Origin of the sequence: Streptomyces sp. NPDC006283, from assembly GCF_040613325.1 — a bacterium.
Classification (GTDB): domain Bacteria; phylum Actinomycetota; class Actinomycetes; order Streptomycetales; family Streptomycetaceae; genus Streptomyces.
This window is the reverse complement of record NZ_JBEXRZ010000006.1, coordinates 1-23682: the sequence shown is the minus strand read 5'-3', so window position 1 is coordinate 23682 and position 23682 is coordinate 1. Positions and strand designations below refer to the sequence as shown.

Sequence of the window (23682 nt, the reverse complement as noted above, 5' to 3'; positions counted from 1 at the left end):
GGCAATGGGCATGCCGTCGACGACAGACGAGGCTCCGGACGGTCTCTCGGCTCCGCGCGTGACCGACCACGGCGGTGGCGTCCGCTCCCTGCGCGTCCCGATCCCGGACAACCCGCTCGGACACACCCTCGTGTACCTCCTGGACACCGACCGCGGGCCGGTGCTCGTCGACACCGGCTGGGACGACCCCACCTCCTGGGAGACCCTCACGGCCGGACTGGCGGCCTGCGGCACGTCGGCCGCGCAGATCCACGGCGTCGTCGTCACCCACCACCACCCGGACCACCACGGCCTGTCGGGCCGCGTCCGTGAGGAGTCCGGGGCGTGGATCGCGATGCACGCCGCCGACGCCACGGTCGTGCGCCGTACCCGTGAGGCGGAGCCGGGGCTGTGGCTCGACTACCTCGCGGGCAAACTCGAGCGCGCCGGGGCGCCCGAAGCGCACATCGCCCCGCTGCGCGCCGCACGCGCCTCCGGCGGCGGTGGCGGCCTGCCCGGTCTGCGCCCCGCGCTGCCCGACCGGGAGATCGTCCCCGGCGAGCTGCTCGACCTCGCGGGCCGTCGGCTGCGGGCCGTCTGGACGCCCGGCCACACCCCCGGCCACGTCTGCCTCCACCTGGAGGAGGCCCACCCGGCGGGCCGCCCCGGCAACGGCCGCCTCTTCTCCGGCGACCACCTCCTGCCCGGGATCACTCCCCACATCGGCCTCTACGAGGATCCCGACGACGCCGCCGTCACCGACCCGCTCGGCGACTACCTCGACTCCCTGGAACGCGTCGGCCGCCTCGCCCCCGCCGAGGTCCTCCCCGCCCACCAGCACGTCTTCACCGGCGCCGGAGACCGGGTACGGGAACTGCTCGCCCACCACGAACAGCGGCTGACCGGACTGCTGACGCTGCTCGCGGAACCACTCACGGCCTGGCAGGTCGCCGAGCGGATGGAGTGGAACAGACCCTGGGACCGGATCCCGTACGGCTCGCGCAACATCGCCGTCTCCGAGGCCGAGGCCCATCTGCGGCGGCTGGTGAAGCTCGGCCGTGCCGAGGTGGCCGCGGGCGGGGACCCGGCCCGGTACGTGGCGGTGTGACCTGCGCCCCGCCGCCCGCCGGTGACCGGCCGGTAGAGTGGCGACGTCGTCATCATTGCCCGTACGGGGGGAAGCCGGTGCAAATCCGGCACTGACCCGCAACCGTGAGCCGCCGTCGTGCGGTGAGTCGGAATGCCCCGTGCGCGGTCGTGACCGGCTCGTGTCACCGGCAGCCCGCCGGTGACCGGCACCGTCGAGGCATACGGAGCCGGAGCCCAGGTGCCTGAGCGTGCCCGTGCCCGGATCCCGCCGGGATTACCGCAGGAGAGGCACAGCCCGCCATGACCACCCTTCGCCGCGGCGCAGCCGCGCTCGTCGTGTCCGCCGTGCTCGGCCTGTCCGCCGCGCCCGCCTTCGCGGCGCCGTCCCCGTCACCGGCCGCCGAGCTGCCCGCCGGCCTGTACGGCAAGGGCGACCCGACGTACGACGGTGTCTGGCGGCAGTCGCTGGCGCTGCTCGCCCAGGACACCGTCGGCGTCGAACCCGCTGACGAGGCCGTCGGCTTCCTCACCGGGCAGCAGTGCGCGAGCGGCGGCTTCCCCTCGTACCGCGCCGACGCGACGAAGGACTGCGACGCCAAGTTGCCGCTGGACACCAACGCGAGCGCCGCCGCCGTCCAGGCGCTGGCCGCGCTCGGCGGGCAGGACGCCGTCGTGAAGAAGACCGTCGGCTGGCTGAAGTCCGTGCAGAACGAGGACGGCGGCTGGGGCTACAACCCGGGCGGCGCCAGTGACGCCAACTCCACATCCGTTGTGATCGGCGCGCTCGCCGCGGCCGGCGAGAAGCCGGCCGACGCCCGCTCCAAGGGCGGCAAGTCCCCTTACGACGCGCTGCTGACGTTCGCGAAGCCGTGCGGGGTCAAGGACGGCGGCGCGTTCGTCTACCAGGTCAAGTCGCCCGGCATGGTCGCCGACTCCACCGCGGCGGTCGTGCTCGCCTCGCACGGCAAGGGCTTCGCGGCCACCGGGGACGGCGCGAAGAAGGACGAGAAGGGCACGGCCTGCGAGAAGGCGACGACGCTCGAGGGCGCGGCGCACAACGGCGCGGCGTTCCTCGCGAACGGGCTCGCGAAGAAGGGCCACTTCGACACCCCGCCGATGCCGGGCGCGGACGACTCCGCCCCCAAGCCGGACTTCGGCAACACCGCCGACGCGGTCGTCGCCCTGTCGGCGCAGGGCCTGCCCGGGCAGGTGGCGCAGCCGCTCGAGTGGCTGCAGCAGAATGCGTCCCGGTGGGCGAAGGAGAACGGCCCCGCCGCCTATGCCCAGCTGATCTTCGCCGCGCGGGCGACCGGCGCGGACCCGAAACAGTTCGGCGGCACGGACCTCGTGGCCGCACTGGGCGCGACGGGCCCGGCGCCGAAGGCGGCCGCGTCCCCCGGCCCGGCGGACAGTGCCGACGCCCGGGAGGAGAAGTCCTCCGACTCCTCCTCCACGACCTGGTGGATCGTGGGCGTGTTCTTCGTGGCCGCCGTCGGTGTCGGCTTCCTGTTCAGCGGCCGCCGGAAGAACCAGAACTGATGCGCACCCGCTTCCTCGTCCTCCTCGGGCTCGGCGCCCTGCTCACCGTGCTGGGCGCGGCGCCCGTGCAAGCCGCCGGCTACCGCTACTGGTCGTACTGGCAGAGCAGCGGCGGCTCCTGGACGTACGCCACCGAGGGCCCTGCCACGGCCAGGCCCGCCGACGGGTCCGTGAACGGCTTCCGCTTCTCGGTCAGCGAGGACAGCGCCGACTCGGCGAAGCCGCGTACGGCACCGGACTTCGACGCGATCTGCGCGAAGACTGCGGCGAAGGACGGTACGAAGCGGATCGCACTCGTCGTCGACCCGGGCACGGCGTCCGACGCCCCGCAGGGCGAGACGCCGCCCGCCCAGCGCACGGCATGCGCGCAGGTCGCTCCCGACGCGACGACGGCGGAGGCACTCGCCCGGACGGCGAAGCCCCTGCGCTACAACAGCCAGGCGCTGCTGTGCGCGATCGAGGGCTACCCGAAGTCGGGCTGCGGCGAGCAGGTCACGAAGAGCGCGCCCAAGGCCAGGAGCGCCGAAGGGGCGGGGACCAAGGACGACGGCGGCCCGTCCGTGGGCGTGTTCGCGGGCATCGCGGCGGTACTGGCACTGGGCGCGGCGGCAATGTGGCAGGCCCGCCGCCGGCCCCGATGACCCGGCACGACCGGTCCGGCCGGGCGGTGCACGAGCAGGCCGACCGGGCGGTACCGATGCCTCCGGACAAGCCGGCCTCGTCGGTGCCCGGCGCACCGGACCCTGCCGGCAACCAACGGGCGCATCAAGCCCCGGCGCGGCTGTCCGGTGAGAGTTCTCCCGTGCCGCCAAGCGGAGGAGGACCCCCCGAGCACCACGCCGAGCGCCGTAGCGGCTCCGGGGGGAGCCCGGTTCGGGAAGGGGCGGGCAGGGGAACAGCTCCGCGCAGCGGCCCCGCACCGCACCGCCGCGACCCCCTCGGCGCGCTCCGCGCGCCCACCGCCACCCGCAGCAACGCCCTTCACGCCGGCGCGTGGTGGCTGTGGGCCCTCGGCCTCGCCGTCGCCGCGTCCCGAACCACCAATCCCCTCCTCCTCGGGCTGCTCGTCGGCGTCGCCGGCTACGTCGTCGCCGCGCGCCGCGCCGACGCGCCCTGGGCCCGCTCCTACGGCGCGTTCGTGAAGCTCGGGCTCGTCGTCATCGCCGTGCGCGTCGTGTTCTCCGTCGCCCTCGGCTCCCCCATCGCCGGTACGCACGTCCTCTTCGCCCTCCCCGAAGTGCCCATGCCCGACTGGGCGGACGGTATACGCATCGGCGGACGCGTCTTCGCCGAGCAGCTCGTGTTCGCGGTGTACGACGGCGCGAGGCTCGCGACGCTCCTCATCTGCGTCGGCGCCGCCAACGCGCTCGCCAACCCGGCGCGGCTCCTCAAGTCGCTGCCCGGCGCGCTGTACGAGGCGGGCGTCGCCGTCGTCGTCGCCATGACGTTCGCGCCGAACATGGTCGCGGACGTGCTCAGGCTCCGTACGGCCCGCCGGCTGCGCGGCCGCCCCACCGGCGGTGTCAAGGCGGTGGCCCAGATCGGACTGCCGGTCCTGGAAGGCGCGTTGGAGCGGTCGGTCGCGGTCGCCGCGTCCATGGACGCCCGCGGATACGGGCGAACCGCCGACGTCCCGCCCGCCGTACGCCGCACGACAACCGTGCTCACGCTGGGCGGGCTGCTGGGCGTTTGCATCGGTTCGTACGGGTTGCTCGATTCGACCGGTTCGGTCTACGGGGTGCCGCTGCTCGCGGTCGGGCTGACCGCGGCGGCCGGGGGCCTGTGGCTGGGCGGCAGGCGTTCCGTCCGCACCCGGTACCGCCCGGACCGCTGGGGTGCTCGCGCCTGGCTGGTGGCCGGCTCGGGAGCGGCCGTCGCCGCCTTCATGGTCGGGGCGGCGGCGCACTCGCCGGAGGCGCTGCACCCCGGCGTCGTACCGCTGACGGCGCCCGCGCTGCCGCTGTGGCCCGCGCTGTCCGTGCTGATCGGGCTGCTTCCGGCGTTCGTCGCGCCCGTTCCTCGGCCTGTTCCTCGTCCTGTTCCTCATGAGGAGTCGACCCCGTGATCCGCTTCGAGAACGTCTCCGTGACGTACGGCGACGCCGCCGCGCCGACGCTGGAGAACATCGACCTCACCGTCCCCGAAGGGGAACTGGTGCTGCTCGTCGGCCCCTCCGGAGTCGGCAAGTCGACACTGCTGGGCGCGGTGTCCGGGCTCGTCCCGCACTTCACGGGCGGCACACTCCGCGGCCGCGTCACCGTGGACGGGCGTGACACACGCACGCACAAGCCGCGTGAACTGGCGGACTTTGTCGGCACGGTGGGCCAGGACCCGCTCGCGCACTTCGTCACCGACACCGTCGAGGACGAACTGGCCTACGGCATGGAGTCCTTGGGGCTCGCGCCCGAGGTGATGCGCCGGCGGGTGGAGGAGACGCTGGACCTGCTGGGCCTGGCGGACCTGCGCGACCGGCCGCTCGCGACCCTGTCCGGGGGCCAGCAGCAGCGTGTCGCGATCGGCTCCGTACTGACCCCGCACCCGAAGGTCCTCGTCCTCGACGAGCCCACCTCGGCGCTGGACCCGTCCGCGGCGGAGGAGGTCCTGGCGGTGCTGCAGCGCCTCGTCCACGACCTGGGCACGACGGTGCTGATGGCGGAGCACCGCCTGGAGCGGGTCGTGCAGTACGCGGACCGGGTCGTGCTCCTGCCCGCGCGCGGCGCGCGTCCCGTGGTCGGCGATCCGGCCACCGTGATGTCCGACTCACCGGTCCACCCGCCGGTGGTGGCGCTGGCCCGGCTGGCGGGGTGGACGCCGGTCCCCCTGTCGGTACGGGACGCCCGGCGGCGCGCGGGGGCGCTGCGGGAGCGACTGGAGGGTGTCCTGCCCGGTACGCCCGCGCCTCGGATGCCGACGGGACCGATGCCGCCGGCCCGTCCGGCCGTCGCGGACAGTGTGGCGGGCAAGGGAACGGCCCCGCGCGGCGGCCCCGCCCGCCGCATGCTCGCCCGCCTTCGCGGCCACGCCCCCGCGACCGTCACGGCCACCCCCTCCGCCACGTCCCCCGACACGGCCACCACCACCCGCCTCGGGGTCCGGCGAGCCGGTGTCGACGCCCTCCGGGGCGTCGGTCTCACCGTCGCCGCCGGCGAGACCGTCGCGCTCATGGGCCGTAACGGCGCGGGGAAGTCCACGCTCCTCGGTACCCTCGTCGGCATGATCGAGCCCACGACCGGCACGGTCACCGTGGGCGGCCGGACACCCCACCGCACACAGCCTCGCGAGATGGTCCGCCAGGTCGGCCTCGTCCCGCAGGAGCCCCGCGACCTCCTCTACGCCGACACCGTCGCCGCCGAGTGCGCTGCTGCCGATGCCGACGCGCAGGCCGCGCCCGGGACCTGCCGGGCGCTGGTCGCACGGCTCCTCCCCGGCGTTCAGGACGCGACCCACCCCCGCGACCTGTCCGAAGGCCAGCGCCTCGCGCTCGCGCTGGCGATCGTCCTGACGGGCCGGCCGCCGCTCCTGCTGCTCGACGAGCCGACCCGGGGCCTCGACTACGCGGCGAAGGCCAGGCTGGTGGAGGTGCTCCACGGCCTCGCCGGGGACGGGCACGCCATCGTCCTGGCCACGCACGACGTGGAGCTCGCGGCCGAGCTCGCGCACCGGGTGGTGATCCTGGCCGACGGCGAGGTCGTCGCCGACGGGCCGACGGCCGAGGTCGTGGTCTCGTCGCCCGCGTTCGCGCCACAGGTCGCCAAGGTCCTCGCGCCGCAACAGTGGCTTACGGTCTCCCAGGTCGAGGCCGCCGTGGAGGCAGCCCCATGAGGAACGCAGCCCGCCCGGCGAAGAACAGCCCGGCGAAGAACAGCCCGGTGAAGAACAGCCCGGTGAAGAACGCCCCCGGCCGCAACGCGGCCCGTCCTGTCCGTCTCGGCCCCCGTTCCGTCGCCGCCCTCGTCCTGATCAGCGGCGTGGGGGTGGTGTTCTTCGGCTGGCCGCTGCTGGCCGAACCGCAGTCCGGCCTCGCGCACTCCGGTGACGCACCGTGGTTGTTCGGCGCGCTGCTCCCCCTTCTCGTCGCCGTCGTCGTCGCGACGATCGCCGACACCGGCATGGACGCCAAGGCGGTGGCGATGCTGGGCGTGCTCGCCGCGGTGGGGGCGGCGCTCAGACCGCTGGGGGCGGGGACGGCAGGCCTGGAGCCCATGTTCTTCCTGATGGTGCTGAGCGGCCGCGTCCTCGGGCCGGGCTTCGGTTTTGTGCTCGGCTCGGTGACGATGTTCGCGTCGGCGCTGCTGACGGGCGGCGTCGGCCCGTGGATGCCGTTCCAGATGCTGGCCATGGGCTGGTTCACGATGGGCGCGGGTCTCCTGCCGGGGCCGCACCGGCTCCGGGGCAGGACGGAGCTGCTGATGCTCGCCGGGTACGGGGCGCTCGCGGCGTTCGCGTACGGCACGGTCATGAACCTCCACGGCTGGACTCTCATCACCGGCATGTCGTCCGGGATCTCGTTCCACGCCGGCGACCCGCTCCACGAGAACCTGGTGCGGTTCGTCGCCTTCTGTGCCGCCACCTCCCTCGGCTGGGACCTCGGCCGAGCGGTCCTCACCGTCGTGCTGACGCTCACGCTCGGCGCGACGCTCCTCAAGGCGCTGCGTCGGGCGACCCGGCGGGCCGCCTTCGAGGCGCAGGTCACATTCGAGGCACCGCCGGGGGCCTCGCGCCCGTGAGGCGCCCCACATGCCCTTCGACCCGTACGAGGTCCTTTAGTAGACGTTACGAGGGGGACGGCGACCGCCCACACGGCCATGACCTGCGGACTTCGCGGCCGTCAAGCCTTGGGCAGATCGCCCCCGGTGCGAGAGCGACTAGTAGTCGGGGGCGTTGCACCGTGTCCGGTGCGCCGCTCACACTGGTCCGGTCGCAAGGCGCAACGCCGTGCTCCTGACGGGGCGGCAGCGCCCCACCCGGCGGCCGGAACCCCCTCCCCCCCCCCGGGGTTCCGGCATGCCCGGCGCCGGCGCCGACAGGAGGGCCGACCCGGCCACCAGGTCGAGCGGGGCCCGGACCACCTCCCCCTGCCAGGGCCAGGGCTGATACCGACCGGCCTCTCCCAGGGCGATGGGCCTCAGATCCGCTGGATGATCGTGCCGGTCGCCTGCGCGCCGCCCGCGCACATGGTGATCAGCGCGAACTCCTTGTCCCTGCGCTCCAGCTCATGGAGCGCCGTCGTGATGAGCCGGGCACCCGTCGCACCGACCGGGTGCCCGAGTGCTATCCCGCCGCCGTTGACATTGACCTTCTCGAGGTCCTGGTCGAAGACCTGCGCCCAGCTCAGCACCACGGACGCGAACGCCTCGTTGACCTCCACGATGTCGATGTCCTTGAGCGACATGCCGGCCCTGCCCAGCACCGCCCGCGTCGCGTCGATCGGGCCGTCGAGGTGGAAGTGCGGATCGGCGCCGACGAGCGCCTGCGCGACGATCCGGGCGCGCGGCTTCAGCTTGAGCGCCCGCGCCATGCGTTTGGACGCCCACATGACGGCGGCGGCCCCGTCGGAGATCTGCGAGGAGTTCCCGGCCGTGTGCACCGCGGTCGGCATGACCGGTTTCAGACCCGCCAGCGCCTCTGCCGACGTGTCGCGCAGTCCCTCGTCCCGGTCCACGAGCCGCCACATGCCCTGCCCCGCCGCCTGTTCCTCCTCCGTCGTCGGCACCTGCACGGCGTACGTCTCGCGTTTGAAGCGTTCCTCGCTCCACGCCGTCGCCGCTCGCTGCTGGGACAGCAGTCCGAGCCTGTCGACGTCCTCCCGTGTCAGGCCGCGGCGCCGCGCGATGCGCTCGGCGGCCTCGAACTGGTTGGGCAGGTCGACGTTCCACTCGTCGGGGAACGGCTTGCCCGGCCCGTGCTTGGAGCCGCTGCCGAGCGGCACCCGGGACATGGCCTCGACGCCGCAGCTGATGCCGATGTCGATGACGCCGCCCGAGATCATGTTGGCGACCATATGGCTTGCCTGCTGCGAGGAGCCGCACTGGCAGTCGACGGTCGTGGCCGCCGTCTCGTACGGCAGCCCCACGGTCAGCCAGGCGGTGCGGGCGGGGTTCATGGACTGCTCGCCGGCGTGTGTGACCGTGCCTCCGACGATCTGCTCGACACAGTCGGCGTGGATGCCGGTGCGGCCGAGGAGTTCACGGTAGGTCTCGCCGAGCAGGTAGGCGGGGTGGAGGTTGGCGAGGAGTCCTCCCCGCTTGCCGATGGGAGTGCGTACGGCTTCGACGATGACGGGTTCCGCGGCCATGAGCTCGTCCTCTCCTCGCGGCCGTTCGGGCGTCCCGGCGCCCTTCCGGGCCGAACTCTCGAAAATCGAGAAACATGGAACTGGTACGCGTTCTAGTTCCTCGAGAAGTCTTATGAGTGCTACCGCCGGTACGCAAGGGTCTTGCACGCCTCTTGCTGCAGCCCTGGCTCGCAACAGTTCCGACCGGATGCCTTGCCTCTTGTAGAACTCGTTACTACCTTTCGGCCACTCCTGATGGACCGTCAGACCATCAGACCTGAAGCGGGAGCTGCCGATGTCCTGCCCCCATCTGCCCCAAGGGTTCGACTTCACCGACCCCGACCTCCTCCAAGCCCGCGTCCCGCACCCCGAGTTCGCCGAGATGCGGCGTACAGCGCCTGTCTGGTGGTGCGAACAGCGCGCAGGCATCTCCGGCTTCGACGACGAGGGCTACTGGGTCGTCACCCGGCATGCGGACGTCAAGCACGTCTCCACGCACCCCGAGCTCTTCTCCTCGAACACCAACACGGCCGTGATCCGCTTCAACGAGTCGATCAGCCGCGACCAGATCGAGGTCCAGAAGCTGATCATGCTCAACATGGACCCGCCCGAGCACACCCGTGTCCGCCAGATCGTCCAGCGCGGCTTCACCCCCCGCGCGGTGCGCTCCCTGGAGGCGGCACTGCGCCGCCGCGCACGCGCGATCGTCGAGACGGCGAAGGCGGGCGCGAAACCGGACGGCAGCTTCGACTTCGTCACCAACGTCGCCGTCGAACTGCCCCTCCAGGCCATCGCCGAACTCATCGGCGTCCCCCAGGAGGACCGGGCCAAGATCTTCGACTGGTCCAACAAGATGGCGGCCTACGACGACCCCGAGTACGCGATCACGGAGGAGGTCGGTGCGGAGGCCGCCATGGAGATCGTCGCGTACGCGATGAACCTCGCGGCGGCACGCAAGGAGTGCCCGGCGAAGGACATCGTCAGCCGGCTGGTGGCGGCGGAGGGCGAAGGCAACCTGTCGTCCGACGAGTTCGGCTTCTTCGTCATCCTTCTCGCGGTGGCCGGAAACGAGACCACCCGCAACGCGATCAGCCACGGCATGCACGCGTTCCTCACCCACCCCGACCAGTGGGAGCTCTACAAACGGCTGCGGCCGGACACGACGGCCGAGGAGATCGTGCGCTGGGCGACCCCGGTCGTCTCCTTCCAGCGCACCGCCACACAGGACGTGGTCCTGGGCGGCGCCCGCATCAAGAAGGGCGACCGGGTGGGCCTCTTCTACTCCTCCGCCAACAACGACCCGGCGGTCTTCGACCGCCCCGAACGCTTCGACATCACCCGCGACCCCAACCCCCACCTGGGCTTCGGCGGCGGCGGCCCGCACTTCTGCCTGGGCAAGTCCCTGGCGGTGATGGAGATCGACCTGATCTTCAACGCGATCGCCGACGCGCTCCCCACCCTCCGCCTCGCCGGCGACCCCCGGCGCCTCCGCTCGGCGTGGCTGAACGGCATCAAGGAGCTCCAGGTCACGACGGACTGACCGGTGGGACCGCGCTGCCGCGCCCGGCAAGGGGAAGGCAGCGTTACGGCGTCGCGCCGCCCGGGAGGGGCACGGTCGTGGCGTCCGGGGAGGGCGCCGCGACGGTGGCGGGTGGCTGACGTGCACCACGCGTACGAGCGCCCCGGGCACGAAGACGCAGACGGCCGGTGACGGGGGCGCGGCACGTGGCGGAGGGGTGGCCGCATCATGAAACGCCGGCGCCACCGGTGTGCCCGTTCAGATCGTGAGCGGCGCGCTCAGGCGGCGGTCGGCGACGGAGCGGCCCGCCTGGACCTCGTACGCTCCCGTCATCCGCCGCCAGGTCCCGGCCGTTTCGTCCCACGTCTCGAAGGCCCGGGGCGGCAGCTCGACCGTCACACGCACAGTCTCGCCCGGCTCCGCCGCCACGGCGGCGAACCCCGCGAGCCACCGCGCCGGGCGGTCCTCGACCTCCCCGACGGGCGCCAGGTACACCTGGACGACTTCCCGGCCCGCGCGTGCACCGGAGTTGCGGACCCCGACGGTGACCGACGTTCCCCGGACCTCGATGGTCTCGTACGTCCACTGCGTGTAGCCGAGGCCGTGCCCGAAGGCGTACGAAGGGGTCCGGCCCGCCTTCTCCCAGGCGCGGTAGCCGATGAAGACGTCCTCCGTGTAGCGCAGCCGGCCGTCGGTCGGCACGACCTCGGTGACGGGGGCCCGGTCGAGGTCCCCCCAGGTGGTGGGGAGTCGCCCGCCGGGCTCCTCCGCCCCCAGGAGGACGTCCGCGAGCGCGGCGCCGCCCTCCTGGCCGGGGAACCAGCTCAGCAGGACCGCGGCCACCTCCTCGCGCCACGGAAGCTCGACGGGAGAGCCGGAGTTGACGACCACCACGGTGTGCGGGTTGACGGCCGCGACCGCGCGTACCAGGTCGTCCTGACGGCCGGGCAGGCACAGGTCCCGGCGGTCGAATCCCTCGGACTCGACGCGCTCCGTGGTGGCGACGACCACGACGGCGGCGTCCGCGTCGCGGGCCGCGGCGACCGCTTCGGCGATCAGCTCCTCCGCGTCACGGCGGGGGCCGAGGTGCACCAGCGAGAACAGCACGCCGGGCAGCGGCGCGGCGGACTGCTCGGGCAGCGTGTGGAGCAGCGACACGCGCACCGGTTCGCCCTCGGTGAGCGCCACCTTGCCGCGCTCGAGCGGGGCGCCGATGAACGCCTCGAACGGATCGGACTCGTCGCCCATCGCCTGGGTGCCGTCGTAGAGGACCTGCCCGTCCACGGTGAGGGTGAACGTGCCGAGCCCGCGGGTGCCGAAGGCGTGCTCGCCGCTCTCCCGCGGCCAGAACGTGCCGGTGATCTCGACGCTGCGCAGTGCGTCGTGGGTGACGCCGTCGGGCAGGTCGTCGCCGATCCACTGGAGCTGTCCGCTCGGCAGGCTCCCTTCGCCGATGACGTTCCCATCGGCGTCACGGCACAGGGCGCGGAGGGTGAATCCCTGGCCGGCCGGGGCGAGTTCCTCACTCGGGTCGGCGCCGACGGCGTAGGTGACCGACCCCTCGGGCAGCGCGGCGGTCAGGCCGTCGAGCGGCGAGACCGTACGCGCGGGGAAGACGGTCGCGGAACCGCCGCCGAGCACGCGGGCGTCCCGGGCCGCCGCACCCAGGAGGGCCACTTTGCGGACGCGGGCGGGGTCCAGCGGCAGGGCACGTCCGGCACCGTCCGCGCCCGGTACCACCTCGTTGCGTACGAGCACGAAGGCGCGACGGGCGATCTCGCGGGCGAGCGCCTGGCCGTCGATCTCGGGCGGGGCCTCGGCGGCCACGGGCTCGGCGCCCTCCAGCAGACCGACGCGGGCAGCGAGGCGCAGCACGTTGCGAACGGCCTCGTCCACCGTCGCCTCGTCGACCTCGCCGCCGCGGACGGCGGCCGCGAGGGCCGCGCCGTAGACGGTGTGAGGGCCCGGCATGGCGACGTCGAGGCCGCCCTCGATGGCGCCCGTGGTGGAGCGGGCGGCCATCCAGTCGGAGACGTTGCAGCCGTCGAAGCCCCATTCGCCCCGCAGTACTTCGCCGACGAGATACCGGTGTTCGGTCATGGTCGTGCCGTCGACCGAGTTGTAGGCCGTCATGATGCCCCACGGGCGAGCGTCTCTGACGACGGCCTCGAACGGCGCGAGGTACAGCTCTCGCAGGGCGCGGGCGGAGACGACGTTGTCGACGGTGAAGCGGTCGGTCTCCGCGTCGTTGGCGACGTAGTGCTTGACGGTGGTTCCCACCCCCCCGGGCCTGGACGCCCTGCACATAGCCGGTGCCGATCGCCCCCGTGAGGTACGGGTCCTCGCTGTACGCCTCGAAGTGCCGTCCGCCGAGCGGCGAGCGCTGCAGGTTGACGGTCGGCGCGAGCAGCACGTGGACGCCCTTGCGGCGCGCCTCCTGGGCGAGCAGGCCACCGGCGCGGCGGGCGAGGGCCGGGTCCCAGGTGGCGGCGAGCGCGGTCGGCGACGGCAGCGCGATCGACGGGTCGTCCGCGGTCCACCGGACACCGCGCACGCCGATCGGGCCGTCGGACATGACGAGCGATCGGAGCCCGATCTGCGGGACGGCCGGCAGGGACCACATGTCCTGACCGGTCAGCAGCCGGGTCTTGGTGTCGAGGTCGAGCTTGCCGAGTGCCGCGTCGACCGCCGCCTCGCGCACCCGGGCAGCGGCGGTTTCGGCCTCGGTGCGACTGCTTTCCGGATCGGCCAGGGCTTCGGGCATGGCGGGGCCTCCTCGTGTCCGTGACAGCGACGTCGCGGCAGGGACGTCGGTGCGGTGAGCGCCATCGTGCTCCACCTACCTGGCGATCGGTAGGTTACGTTATATTTACGTTACAAAGCAATGTCGTACGGTCCTACCAGCAGTGGAACCAGAACCCCGGAGGGACGCGATGGCGGCCGGCGTCAGAGGTGAGGAGCGGCGGGCCGAGATCCTGCGGGCCGCCCTGGAGGTGATCGCCGAGCGCGGGTACCGCAGCGCGAGCCTCGGCGCGATCGCCGAGCGGGTCGGCCTCACCCAGCAGGGCCTGCTGCACTACTTCCCCAGCAAGGCGGCGCTGCTCGTCGCGGTGCTGGAGGAGCGCGACCAGTGGGACGCGGTGCCCGACACCCAGTGGCGCATCGACCTGCTGGGCTCACTCGTCGAGTACAACGCGATGAGGCCTGGCATCATCCAGACCTTCTCCGCCCTCCTCGGAGAGAGCGTCACGGAGGACCACCCGGCCCGGGACTTCTTCACCCGTCGCTACGCGACCGTCCGGGAGAACATGACGGCCGTCCTGCGCGCGGAGTACGGCGACCACCTGCCCGGAGGCCTCACCCCGGAGCGGGCGGCCCCGCTGATGACGGCGGTGATGGACGGTCTGCAGTACCAGTGGCTGCTGTCGCCGGAGGTGGTGGACATGCCGCAGGCGTTCCGGGACTTCCTGTCCCTGCTGGGCGGGGACGGCGAGGCGCGGCCCGGCGGGGACGCTGAAGCACGGCCCGGCCGCCGGGGCTGACCGGCAGGGCGCGGCTCGCCCCGCCCGTCACTCAAGTGGCGGAAGGCCCCCAGGTGGCGGACCATTACTGGACGCGGCGATCCACCCCGGGGGGTACGGAGGACCCGTACCCCCCGGGGTCACGCGCGTCCGGCGGGGACCGCCGCGTCCTGCGTGTCCGCGTGCGATCTCGGGGCCGGTACGGACTTCGGCGGGATCAGCAGGTTCCTGCGGCCCGCCAGTACGTACGTCAGGCCGAAGCCGGCACCGACGACCAGCGCGCCGCCGACCGCGTCGAGGACCCAGTGGTTGGCGGTGACCACGATCGCGCAGACCGTGATCAGCGGGTGCAGCAGCCCCAGCAGCTTCATCCACAGCTTGGGCGCGAGCATCAGCACGATCAGTCCGCACCACAGCGACCAGCCGAAGTGCAGCGAGGGCATGGCCGCGTACTGGTTGGTGACGGCGGTCATCGCCCCGTAGTCGGGATTGGCGAAGTCCTGCGGGCCGTGGACGGTGTCGACGAAGCCCATACCGGGCATCAGCCGCGGCGGCGCCAGCGGGTACAGCCAGAAGCCGAGGAGCGCGAGGAGCGTCGCGAACGCGAGCGACGAGCGGGCCCACCGGTAGTCGGCGGGCCGGCGGACGTACAGCACGCCGAGGATGGACAGCGGGACCAGGAAGTGGAACGACGTGTAGTGGAAGTTGAAGAGGGCCTCGACCCACTCCGTCCTCACCACCGCCTGGTTGGCCCAGTGTTCTATGTCGATGCCGAGGACGCCCTCGACGGCGTGGATCTGCCGGCCGTGCTCCTCCGCCGCGGCCACGCTCCCGGTGGCGGCGGCGCGGATGTGGGAGTAGACGGAGTAGCCGACCCGTATGACGAGCAGTTCGAGCAGCAGATTCGGGCGGGTGAGCACCCTCCGCCAGAACGGCAGCAGCGGCACCCGGGCCCAGCGGGCCGGGGCGGGCGCGGCGTACTCGGTCGGGACGGGGCGGCGGAAGTAGGGCGAGCCCAGCGACAGGTACGGCACCGCGCAGGCCGCGGCGAGCGCGGCGATGAGCAGCGTGTTGTCCCGGACCGGGTGGAAGACCGTCATGTCGGGCAGCAGCATGTTGCCCGGCAGGGTGATCGCGAGGACGACAAGAACGGGCCACAGCATCCGGTCGGCCGCTCGCCTGCCGACTCGGCCGACGACCGCGAGGAGCACCCACAGCAGTTGGTGCTGCCAGGCGGTCGGTGAGACGGCGACGGCCACGCATCCGGTCACGGCCACGGCGAGGAGCAGTTGGCCGTCCTGGGCGTAGTGGACGGCGCGGCGCAGGCCGAAGAAGACGACGGCGGCGGCCAGGAGGACGTAGACGGCGATCTCGAGGGGGCCCTCGAGGCCGAAGCGGAGGAGCGCGCCGTGCAGCGACTGGTTGGCGAGACTGTCGGGGTTGTCGCCGAGCCCGGCGCCTGCGACGTGGTGGACCCAGTACGTCCACGAGTCGCCCGGCATGGCCGCCCAGGCGAGCGCCGTGAGGGCGCCGAAGGTGCCCGCCGAGGTCACGGCGGCCTGGCGGCGGCCGGTGAACCACAGCAGCGGCGCGAAGAGCAGCACGGTGGGCTGGAGGGCGGCCCCGACACCGATGAGGACACCCGCCGGTCTCTCCCCGCGCACCGCGAGGCAGCCGAGCAGCACGAGCAGGACGGGGATGATGCTGGTCTGGCCCAGGTGGAAGCTGTTGCGGACGGGCAGCGACAGCATCAGGAGGCTGATGGCAACAGGCGCGGCGAGCAGGGTGCTGCGGCGCGAGACGGGGATCGGCAGGGCACGGGCCACGACCAGACCGAGCAGCACCACGAGCAGCAGCGTGCCGAAGGTCCAGGCGACGCCGAGGCTCTGTTCCGCGGATCTGGCGATCGGCTTGAGGACCAGCCCGGCGAAGGGCGTGCCGGTGAACCGGCCGGACTCGTAGAGGGAGCCCGGGACGTGCAGGACGCCGTTGTCGCCGATCCACGTCCCCAGATCGGTGAGCCGTTTGCCGGGCGGCTGGGTCAGAACCGCTGCCGTCTGCCGTACCGCGAGCACTACCGCGAAGAGCCACAGCGCGGCTCTCGCCGCGCCGATCCTCGAATCCGCCGTCGCACTCCCGCGCGGGCTGTGTTCCGCGTTCGCCACGTCGCGCCGAGCCTCCCCACCGTTTGTCGTCCAGTTGTCTGTAGATCTGGTGTCCACAGCGCGTCCGTAGAGCGTCGCACTGCCCCGTGAAGAAGACCTACGCAACCCCCTGTTCGCCTGACTGTCACCCCGTCACCGGCCGGTATTGCCCGCCGATCGCGACGGAACGAGCGGCGGAAAGAGCGGCGGAACGGATACGTCCGCGGCGGAACCGAAGATGTTCACGGCACCGTCACAGGAGGTATGCGGGGGAACATACAAGAATTCGGACCGGGCGCGCGCCTGGTCACAGTGGTGCTGGCGCTGCTCGTGCTGCAGATCGCGTCCCTGATCAGCCCGGCGTACGCCTGCGGCTGCGGGGCGATGGTGGTCGACCGGAACGCGGAACTGTCCGTCGACCGGGAAACTTCGGTGATCGACTGGGACGGCCGCACCGAACAGATCGTCATGCGCTTCACGGTCGCCTCGGACGCGCCCGACGCGGCGTGGATCATGCCGGTGCCGACGCGGGCCGACGTCGAACTGGCGGACGACGCGCTCTTCGACGAACTGGTGCGGATCACGGCGCCCGAGCACCGTACGCGTCACTACTTCTGGCCGCGGGGCGGCGACTGGCCCCTCGACGACGTCGACGGCGCGGCCGGGGCGGCACCGGGCGCGAGCGCGGACGGCTCTGGGGTCGGTGTGGTCGGCCGGGAGCGGCTCGGCGACTTCGACGTGGCCCGGCTGACGGCCACCGACCCGGGCGCGCTCGGCGACTGGCTGGACGAGAACGGCTTCGAACTGCCCGAGGGACTCGGCGAGGACCTTCGCCCGTACGTCGACCAGGGCTGGGAGTACGTGGCCGTGCGACTGGCGCCGCGCGAGAAGGGCGCGGTACTCACGGGCACGCTCGATCCGCTGCGGCTCAGCTTCGCCAGCGACCGGCTCATCTACCCGATGCGGCTGTCCCGGCGGGCGAAGACACCGCAGTCGCTCGGCCTGTTCGTCCTCGCGCGGCACCGCATGGAGCCGCGCGACACGATCGGCGGCTCGGAGCCGGAGGTGACCTTTGCGGGCACGGTCGAGCCGCAGGGCGCGGTGGGCCGCCTCACCGGCGGGGAGGAACGCTTCCTCACCGCCCTCGACCAGCGCTTTCCCGAGCCGGGCAGGATCGACGGCGACCACGAACTGAAGGCCACCGCGCAGGACACACCCTTTCGGCGGGTGGTGTACGACGACGACCTGCTGACGGTCGGCGGCGTACCGGCATGGCTGCTGACGGTGGGCGGCGCGGCGGTGGCACTCACGGCGGCCGTGCTGCTGCGCGTACGGGCGGGTCGACGCCGGCCGACGCCGGCACGCGTGCCTCCGCCGGTCTCCTGAAGTCAGGTTGACGCGTGCCTCCGCCGGTCTCCTGAACGTAGGTTGAAGGGTATGACTCAGGAGCAATGGCAGGCCGTGGACAGCTACATCAGCGATCTCCTCGTGCCCGAGGACGAGGCCCTCACCGCGGCCCTCACCGCGAGCGACGCGGCGGGGCTGCCCGCGATCAGCGTGGCACCCAACCAGGGCAAACTGCTGCACCTTCTGGCACGGACGCAGGGCGCGCGCACGGCGCTCGAGATCGGGACGCTCGGCGGCTACAGCACCATCTGGCTGGCGCGGGCGCTGCCTGCCGACGGCCGGCTCATCTCGCTCGAGTACGACCCGGCCCACGCGGACGTGGCCCGCGCCAACCTCGCCCGGGCCGGCCTCGACAAGGTCGCGGAGGTCCGCACGGGAGCGGCCCTCGACACCCTGCCGCGCATCGCGGCGGAGCCGGGGGCGGGCCCCTTCGACCTGGTCTTCATCGACGCCGACAAGCGCAACAACCCCCGCTACGTGGAATGGGCCCTGCGCCTGACCCGCCCCGGCAGCGTGATCATCGTGGACAACGTGGTGCGGGGCGGGGCGGTGACGGACGCGTCGAGCGAGGACCCGGCGATCACCGGTACACGCGAGATGTTCGAACTGGTGGCACGCGAGCCGAGGTTGGACGCGACGGCGCTGCAGACCGTGGGGGTGAAGGGGTACGACGGGATGCTGGTGGCACGGGTGATTGCGTGACGCGTGGGGGACGGGGCGGGTCGTGGCCCTCGGGGACCGGTCCTCTGCCCGCCCTACCCGAAACCGGAGCAGGCCCCGGACCCCGTACCGCCTTCGGCAGGGTCCTCGATCCCCCTGCGGCCTCCGGCCCGTAGGGGGCCTCCCACGCGCCAGGCGTAGGGGAGTGCCACCGGACGGGCTGACGAAGACAGCCCGCCGCGCACAGGTCAGCCCTCGGGGGCACCTCCCCCGGCCGCCACGCCATCGGGGAAGTTCGAGGCGCGGGGGTCCGGGGCTCACCCCGGTTCCGGGGAGGGGCGGGGTGGGGGAGCGAGCACCCGCCCCGTCGTGCGGCAGGATGGCCGCATGAGCATCGTGAAGATCAACGCCCTCACCGTCCCCGCCGAACAGCGCGAGACCCTCGAGAAGCGCTTCAGCGCCCGCGCCGGCTCCGTGGAGAACTCCGACGGCTTCGAGTGGTTCGAGCTGCTGCGGCCCGTCGAGGGCACCGACCAGTACCTGGTGTACACCCGGTGGCGCGACGAGGAGTCGTTCCAGGCATGGATGGAGGGGCCCATGAAGGCCGCCCACCAGGGCGGCGGCGGCAGCGGCGAAGGCGACGGTGGCGGCGAGCGTCCCAAGCCCGCCGCCACCGGGTCCACCCTGTGGTCGTTCGAGGTCGTCCAGCAGGCGGCCCCGAAAGCCTGAAGGTCAAAAGACCTACAGGCCCGGCCACCGCTCAGGTCCGCAGGAGCCGCTCCGTCACCTCGCGGTACGCGCGCAGCGCGAGGCGTAGTTCCTCCGTGTTCTCTTCGTGCCGCCATTCCTCGCCGAGCGAGCGACGGCACTCGGCAAGCGCGGCGGTGAGCCGGTCGCCGGTGTCCTGGAGGACGTCGGCGGCCTCCTCGACGGCGCGGCGCGGGGCGTCGACGAAGCCGGTCATGGCGTGCTGCAGTCGCTGCGCGAGCTGCTCGCGCTCGGGCTGGGGCAGCAGTTGGGCCGCCCGCGGCTCGGCGTCACCGGCGCCCGGCGCGGTGACCGGGGTGGCCGAGGGCCCCGGGCCCCGGTCCGTGCCCGTACCCGCGCCCACCGCCCCGGAGGCCTCGGCGCCGAGTGCCGGCTTCAGCGGCTCGCCGCCCGGGGCCGGTCGGGGCGTGTGGGCCGCGCTGCGTTCGGGCTGCTTGCCGTCCCGCCCGTCCGGCGCGGCGGGGACGTGGGTGTCTCCCGCGTCGCCGGGGGCGCCGGGCGGAACGGCAGTCAGGGAAGACCTGTGGCGCTCGTCGTCACGGCCGTGCTTCATCAGGCGCCACTCCCCCTCGGGTGCAGCGCGTGCCCTCGGCCGGGGCGGCCGGGACGGTGGCGGCCGTGGTCGACGGCGCGATCCGCCACCAGGTCCTCGAAGAGGGCCCGGGCGTCGACCATCGCCTCGCGGAGTCCTTCCGTACTCACTTCGGAGCCGGTGCGCGCGGCGCGGTGCACCTCGCGGTAGCCCTCGACGTGGTGGGGGTGGTGCACCGACAGCGCGGCGAGTTGTTCCTCGTAGCGGCCCGCTGCCGGGAAGCCCCGGTCGGCGGCCAGTCGGCCGAGCAGCTGGTCCGCGTCGGCGACAGCCCTGGCCGGGGAGTCGACGAAGCGTTCCTGCACGGCGGTCCACTCGGCGTCGTAGTGCTCGCGCACACCGGGCGCGAGGGGCTGCGGCTTCAGGTCGCCGTGGCGCTTCACGCGGTCGTGCAGTTCGCGGTCGGCGGCCTTGGCGTCTTGGTCGTGGCGGGCGAGGGTTCGTTCGTACTCTGGACCGAACCGCCGGCGCAGAGCTCGCCTCCCGCCGCCGTGTCCACGCGTGCGGCGGGCGTACAGCGCGCCGGCGATGATCAGGAGGACCACGATCACCGCGGCGACGATCAGAACTGTGGTCAGGGTTGACATGACTCACCTTCCGGGCTGACCCGTGGGACGCTCACTGTTCGCGAGCGTGCCTCGCTGCGAGTAGCCAGGAAATCGTTGGCCAAACAACCAACACGTGGGATACAGAACTCCCATGACTGTGTGGACCCTGACTGCCGAGGCCGTCGACTCCCCCGACGCGACCGCCCTCAGGCACGCCTACTACCACGACGTGGCGAGCCGTTACTGGGGCCGGCCGGCGACCGTCGCCGAGGTCGACGCAGGTCTGGACGGGGACGGGGCCGAGCGTCTGACACCGCCCACGGGCCGGTTCGTCGTCGGCCGGTGCGACGGCGAAGCGGCGGCCTGCGGCGGGGTGTTGATGCTGGACGAGGAACGCGCCGAACTGACCCGGGTGTTCCTGCGCCACGACTTCCGCGGCCTGGGCGGCGCCGGCCTGCTGATGGAGTCGCTGGAGCACGAGGCCCGTTCGCTCGGCGCCCGCCGGATGGTGCTCAACACCCGCCTCGATCTCGTCGAGGCCCGCAGGCTGTACCTGCGGCACGGGTACGCGGAGATTCCGGCGTACTGCACGGGCCCGTACATGGACATCTGGTACGGCAAGGACCTGTAGGGCCGCTCGTTTAAATCATGCCGGATCAGCGAGCGGGCCCTAGCTGCAGCCCGGTCCGGGACGGTCGGAGGGCAGCGACGGCACGGTCCGGGACGTTCAGACGGCGTGGCGCTTGGGGCGCTGGTGGTCGCCGCGCGGTTCGGGGCTGTGCGGGCGCTCGGCGTCGGACCCGCAGAGCTCCGCGTTCAGTTCGTGCACCAGTTGGACGAGGTCGGTCGGCCGTTCCGGGCCCCACCAGTCGCCGAGCAGCTCCGCGAGGGAGTCCTCCCGGGCCTCGGACAGGCGTACGGCCGCCTCCGCGCCCCTGTCGGTGAGCATCAGGTCGAGCCCCTCACGGCGGGCGAGACCCCGCCCCTCCACCTCGCGGGCCGCCTCCGTGATGGCACGCAGCGGTACGAGCGTGGCCTCGGCGAGCGTGGCCGGTTCGACGACGCCATGGCGTTTCATCCGCAGGAGCAGCCAACTGGACGCGGGCAGCAGGTCGTAACCGGCCCGCTCGGTGATCTTCTCGTAGATGTGCCGCCGGCCCTCGCGGGAGCCGAGCACCGACAGGGCCCGGGCCACCTCGTCGTGGGAGGAGCGCTCGACGGGGTTGGAGGCGAGCGTCTCGCTGTGGTCGGGCGCGGTCACCGAGGCGCGCAGCTTGTCCTCCTTGAGGAACCAGGTGATGACGAAGGCGACGGCGACGACCGGCACGGCGTACAGGAAGACGTCGGTGATGGACGTCGAGTAGGCGTGGAGCACCGAGGGTCGCAGGCCGGCGGGGAGTTCGGCGATCGCGCGCGGGTCCGCGGCGATGTCCGCCGGCCCGGCCCCGGGCGGGACCTGCTGCCCGGCGAGGGCGTCGGCGAGCTTCTGCTCCAGCCGGTTGGCGAAGATCGTGCCGAAGACGGCGACGCCGAACGAGGCCCCGATGGAGCGGAAGAACGTCGCACCGGACGTGGCGACGCCCAGGTCCTCGTAGCCGACCGCGTTCTGCACGACCAGGACGAGGACCTGCATCACCAGACCGAGTCCCGCGCCGAAGACGAAGAAGACGACGCTCATCTGCCAGGTGGAGCTGGACTCCTTGAGCTGGTGCAGCAGGACGAGACCGAGCGCGGTGATCGCGGTTCCGGTGATCGGGAAGACCTTCCAGCGGCCCGTGCGGCTGACGATCTGCCCGGAGACGGTCGACGTGATCAGCAGACCGAGCACCATCGGAAGCATGTGCACACCCGACAGGGTCGGCGAGATGTCGTGGACGACCTGGAGGAACGTCGGCAGGTACGTCATCGCCCCGAACATCGCGAAGCCGATCACAAAGCTGATGACCGCGACGAGCGTGAAGGTCCGGATGCGGAAGAGCTTCAGCGGCAGGACCGGTTCGGCGGCCTTCCGCTCCACGGCGACGAACGCGACGAGGAGCACGACTCCGAGAACGACGAGCCCGATGATCTGCGCAGAGCTCCACGCCCAGGTCGTGCCGCCGAGGGAGGCGACGAGGACGAGGCAGGTGGCGACGGATGCGATGAGGAAGGTGCCGAGGTAGTCGATGGTGTGCGGGGTCCGCCGGACCGGGATGTGCAGGACGGCGGCGACGACGAGCAGGGCGACGACGCCGATGGGCAGGTTGATGTAGAACACCCAGCGCCAGTCGAGGTGTTCGGTGAAGAAGCCGCCGAGCAGCGGGCCGAGCACGCTCGTCGCGCCGAAGACGGCGCCGAACAGGCCCTGGTACTTGCCGCGTTCGCGTGGTGGGACCAGGTCGCCGACGATCGCCATCGAGAGCACCATCAGCCCGCCACCGCCGAGGCCCTGGACGGCGCGGAAGGCGATGAGCTGCGGCATGTCCTGGGCGATGCCGCACAGCGCGGAGCCGATGAGGAAGATGACGATGGCCGTCTGGAAGAGCTTCTTGCGGCCGTACTGGTCGCCGAGCTTGCCCCACAGCGGCGTGGCGGCGGTCGAGGCCAGCAGATAGGCGGTGACCACCCACGACAGGTGGTCCATGCCGCCGAGTTCGCTGACGATGGTCGGCAACGCGGTGGCGACGATGGTCTGGTCGAGAGCGGCGAGCAGCATACCGAGCAGCAGCGCGCCGATGGCTACGAGGACGGTTCGCCGGTCCTGTCCCTCGCCGGGGGCGGGACTCAACTGCGCGCTGCTCACATCCTGGGCCATGCCGATCTCCTCGTTCCGGCTGCGCACTCTCCATTCGCACTTTCCTCCATCGTGGTGGGTCTGTCCGGTTATGGCCTGCCGAGAGCCGAAGGATGCGGCCGCGCCCCGGGATGGGGCGTTGGGTGACGGGGAGGAGCGCTGCATAATCGGCGGCATTCCAAGGGGAGGGGACCGGCAATGACCGGAAACAGATGTCCGGAGTGCGACAGACCGCGGAACGGGGACGGCACCGCCGGACCCGGCTGCGACTGCGCGGAGCGGGCGGGGGCCGCGCTGCGCGCGGAACGCCGGGCGGACATCGCGGCGGCGGAGGACTTCGACCCGCTGCGGATCAGGCCGTACGTGACGCTGGAGGGCCTGCGGGGGGCCGCCGACGACTTCGGCCCGGCACCCGAGATGCCCCACCCGCCGCTGCCCCGCCCGGTCCGGACGCCGATGGCGGGGAGACCCGTGTCGCAGGGAGAGGACACGGCGGCCGACACCGCGGAGTCGGCCGGGCAGGGCCCGGGCACGGGAGGCGCGGCTGCGGCGGGGCCGGCGCCGTGGGCGACGCAGGCCGAGGACACCGAAGGCGCGACTGCGGCGGCGGGCGGGCGGGGCCCGGACGGGCAGGGCCGGGGGTTCGCCGCGGGAGCGGCGTCGGCATCGGCCGCCGTGAGCGGCGACACCGCGCCGTTGCCGCGCATCGCGGACGCGCCGGGGGCGCCCACGCCCGCAGAAACGTTGCACTGGGCGGGTGCCGGACCCCTAGCCTCGGAGGAAGGCCCCCGACTCCCTGGTCAGCGAATCGGGCGGTTACGCCCTGCGGATCGGGCGGGACGCCCTTGACCTCGCGGTCGCCGAGGAGC

The 23682-nt window shown here is 72.7% G+C and carries 17 protein-coding genes, 2 pseudogenes and 1 riboswitch; of the genes and pseudogenes, 13 read left to right on the top strand and 6 right to left on the bottom strand.

Annotation, left to right across the window (positions count from 1 at the left end):
• Window positions 1-10 precede the first annotated feature (10 nt).
• The 6 genes from ABZ070_RS02635 to ABZ070_RS02610 all read left to right on the top strand — a co-directional run bounded on the left by ABZ070_RS02635 (window position 11) and on the right by ABZ070_RS02610 (window position 7334).
• Window positions 11-1087: an MBL fold metallo-hydrolase gene (locus ABZ070_RS02635; RefSeq protein WP_356629119.1), complete on the top strand. Its 1077-nt coding sequence runs from the start codon at window positions 11-13 to the stop codon at window positions 1085-1087.
• 67 nt (window positions 1088-1154) lie between these two features.
• A riboswitch (cobalamin riboswitch) is annotated at window positions 1155-1225 on the top strand.
• Between the two features lie 143 nt (window positions 1226-1368).
• Window positions 1369-2607: a prenyltransferase/squalene oxidase repeat-containing protein gene (locus tag ABZ070_RS02630; protein WP_356629117.1), complete on the top strand. Its 1239-nt coding sequence runs from the start codon at window positions 1369-1371 to the stop codon at window positions 2605-2607.
• Window positions 2607-3248, top strand: coding sequence for an SCO2322 family protein (locus tag ABZ070_RS02625; protein WP_356629115.1), 642 nt, complete (start codon window positions 2607-2609; stop codon window positions 3246-3248). The genes ABZ070_RS02630 and ABZ070_RS02625 overlap by 1 nt, the downstream gene beginning before the upstream one ends.
• Window positions 3249-3409: 161 nt before the next feature.
• The gene (locus ABZ070_RS02620) at window positions 3410-4672 is read left to right on the top strand and encodes an energy-coupling factor transporter transmembrane protein EcfT (RefSeq protein ID WP_356629113.1); all 1263 of its coding nucleotides are present in this window, start codon (window positions 3410-3412) and stop codon (window positions 4670-4672) included.
• A complete protein-coding gene (locus tag ABZ070_RS02615; protein ID WP_356629111.1) occupies window positions 4669-6429 on the top strand; it encodes an ATP-binding cassette domain-containing protein in 1761 nt (586 codons plus the stop codon). Before ABZ070_RS02620 ends, ABZ070_RS02615 begins: the two co-directional genes overlap by 4 nt.
• Window positions 6426-7334, top strand: coding sequence for an ECF transporter S component (locus ABZ070_RS02610; protein ID WP_356629109.1), 909 nt, complete (start codon window positions 6426-6428; stop codon window positions 7332-7334). The genes ABZ070_RS02615 and ABZ070_RS02610 overlap by 4 nt, the downstream gene beginning before the upstream one ends.
• A 398-nt stretch (window positions 7335-7732) precedes the next feature.
• Here ABZ070_RS02610 and ABZ070_RS02605 read toward each other — a convergent pair whose 3' ends face one another.
• A complete protein-coding gene (locus ABZ070_RS02605; protein ID WP_356629107.1) occupies window positions 7733-8902 on the bottom strand; it encodes a steroid 3-ketoacyl-CoA thiolase in 1170 nt (389 codons plus the stop codon).
• A gap of 274 nt (window positions 8903-9176) precedes the next feature.
• On the opposite strand from ABZ070_RS02605, the gene ABZ070_RS02600 reads away from it, so the two are divergent.
• Window positions 9177-10421, top strand: coding sequence for a cytochrome P450 (locus tag ABZ070_RS02600; protein WP_356629105.1), 1245 nt, complete (start codon window positions 9177-9179; stop codon window positions 10419-10421).
• Between the two features lie 237 nt (window positions 10422-10658).
• Here ABZ070_RS02600 and ABZ070_RS02595 read toward each other — a convergent pair.
• Window positions 10659-13164, bottom strand: a pseudogene (locus tag ABZ070_RS02595) (glycoside hydrolase family 3 C-terminal domain-containing protein).
• A gap of 169 nt (window positions 13165-13333) precedes the next feature.
• Here ABZ070_RS02595 and ABZ070_RS02590 point away from each other — a divergent pair.
• On the top strand, window positions 13334-13942 hold the full coding sequence (locus tag ABZ070_RS02590) for a TetR/AcrR family transcriptional regulator (RefSeq protein ID WP_356629234.1): 609 nt from the start codon (window positions 13334-13336) through the stop codon (window positions 13940-13942).
• Window positions 13943-14061: 119 nt separating this feature from the next.
• Here the strand turns inward: ABZ070_RS02590 and ABZ070_RS02585 are convergent, their stop codons facing one another.
• The gene (locus ABZ070_RS02585) at window positions 14062-16086 is read right to left on the bottom strand and encodes a bifunctional glycosyltransferase 87/phosphatase PAP2 family protein (protein ID WP_356629103.1); all 2025 of its coding nucleotides are present in this window, start codon (window positions 16084-16086) and stop codon (window positions 14062-14064) included.
• 243 nt (window positions 16087-16329) lie between these two features.
• Here ABZ070_RS02585 and ABZ070_RS02580 point away from each other — a divergent pair, with 243 nt between their 5' ends.
• From ABZ070_RS02580 to ABZ070_RS02570, 3 genes are all read left to right on the top strand, one after another.
• Window positions 16330-17451, top strand: coding sequence for a DUF2330 domain-containing protein (locus ABZ070_RS02580; protein WP_356629101.1), 1122 nt, complete (start codon window positions 16330-16332; stop codon window positions 17449-17451).
• 51 nt (window positions 17452-17502) lie between these two features.
• Window positions 17503-18174 (top strand): O-methyltransferase, encoded by a 672-nt coding sequence (locus ABZ070_RS02575; RefSeq protein ID WP_356629099.1) that lies wholly within the window; start codon window positions 17503-17505, stop codon window positions 18172-18174.
• A 345-nt stretch (window positions 18175-18519) separates the two neighbouring features.
• Window positions 18520-18861, top strand: a complete 342-nt coding sequence (locus tag ABZ070_RS02570) for an antibiotic biosynthesis monooxygenase (RefSeq protein WP_356629097.1) — start codon at window positions 18520-18522, stop codon at window positions 18859-18861.
• 31 nt (window positions 18862-18892) lie between these two features.
• On the opposite strand, the gene ABZ070_RS02565 is transcribed toward ABZ070_RS02570, so the two are convergent.
• Together ABZ070_RS02565 and ABZ070_RS02560 are read right to left on the bottom strand one after the other, a co-directional pair.
• Window positions 18893-19453 (bottom strand): hypothetical protein, encoded by a 561-nt coding sequence (locus ABZ070_RS02565; protein ID WP_356629095.1) that lies wholly within the window; start codon window positions 19451-19453, stop codon window positions 18893-18895.
• Complete coding sequence (locus ABZ070_RS02560; RefSeq protein ID WP_356629093.1) at window positions 19453-20079, bottom strand: hypothetical protein; 627 nt, start codon at window positions 20077-20079, stop codon at window positions 19453-19455. Before ABZ070_RS02560 ends, ABZ070_RS02565 begins: the two co-directional genes overlap by 1 nt.
• Before the next feature lie 112 nt (window positions 20080-20191).
• Here ABZ070_RS02560 and ABZ070_RS02555 point away from each other — a divergent pair, with 112 nt between their 5' ends.
• Window positions 20192-20671 (top strand): GNAT family N-acetyltransferase, encoded by a 480-nt coding sequence (locus tag ABZ070_RS02555; protein ID WP_356629091.1) that lies wholly within the window; start codon window positions 20192-20194, stop codon window positions 20669-20671.
• A gap of 96 nt (window positions 20672-20767) precedes the next feature.
• On the opposite strand, the gene ABZ070_RS02550 is transcribed toward ABZ070_RS02555, so the two are convergent.
• A complete protein-coding gene (locus ABZ070_RS02550; protein ID WP_356629089.1) occupies window positions 20768-22834 on the bottom strand; it encodes an MFS transporter in 2067 nt (688 codons plus the stop codon).
• A gap of 177 nt (window positions 22835-23011) precedes the next feature.
• Here ABZ070_RS02550 and ABZ070_RS02545 point away from each other — a divergent pair.
• Window positions 23012-23188: pseudogene (locus tag ABZ070_RS02545) on the top strand (peptidoglycan-binding protein); the annotation flags it as partial.
• Between the last annotated feature and the right edge of the window lie 494 nt (window positions 23189-23682).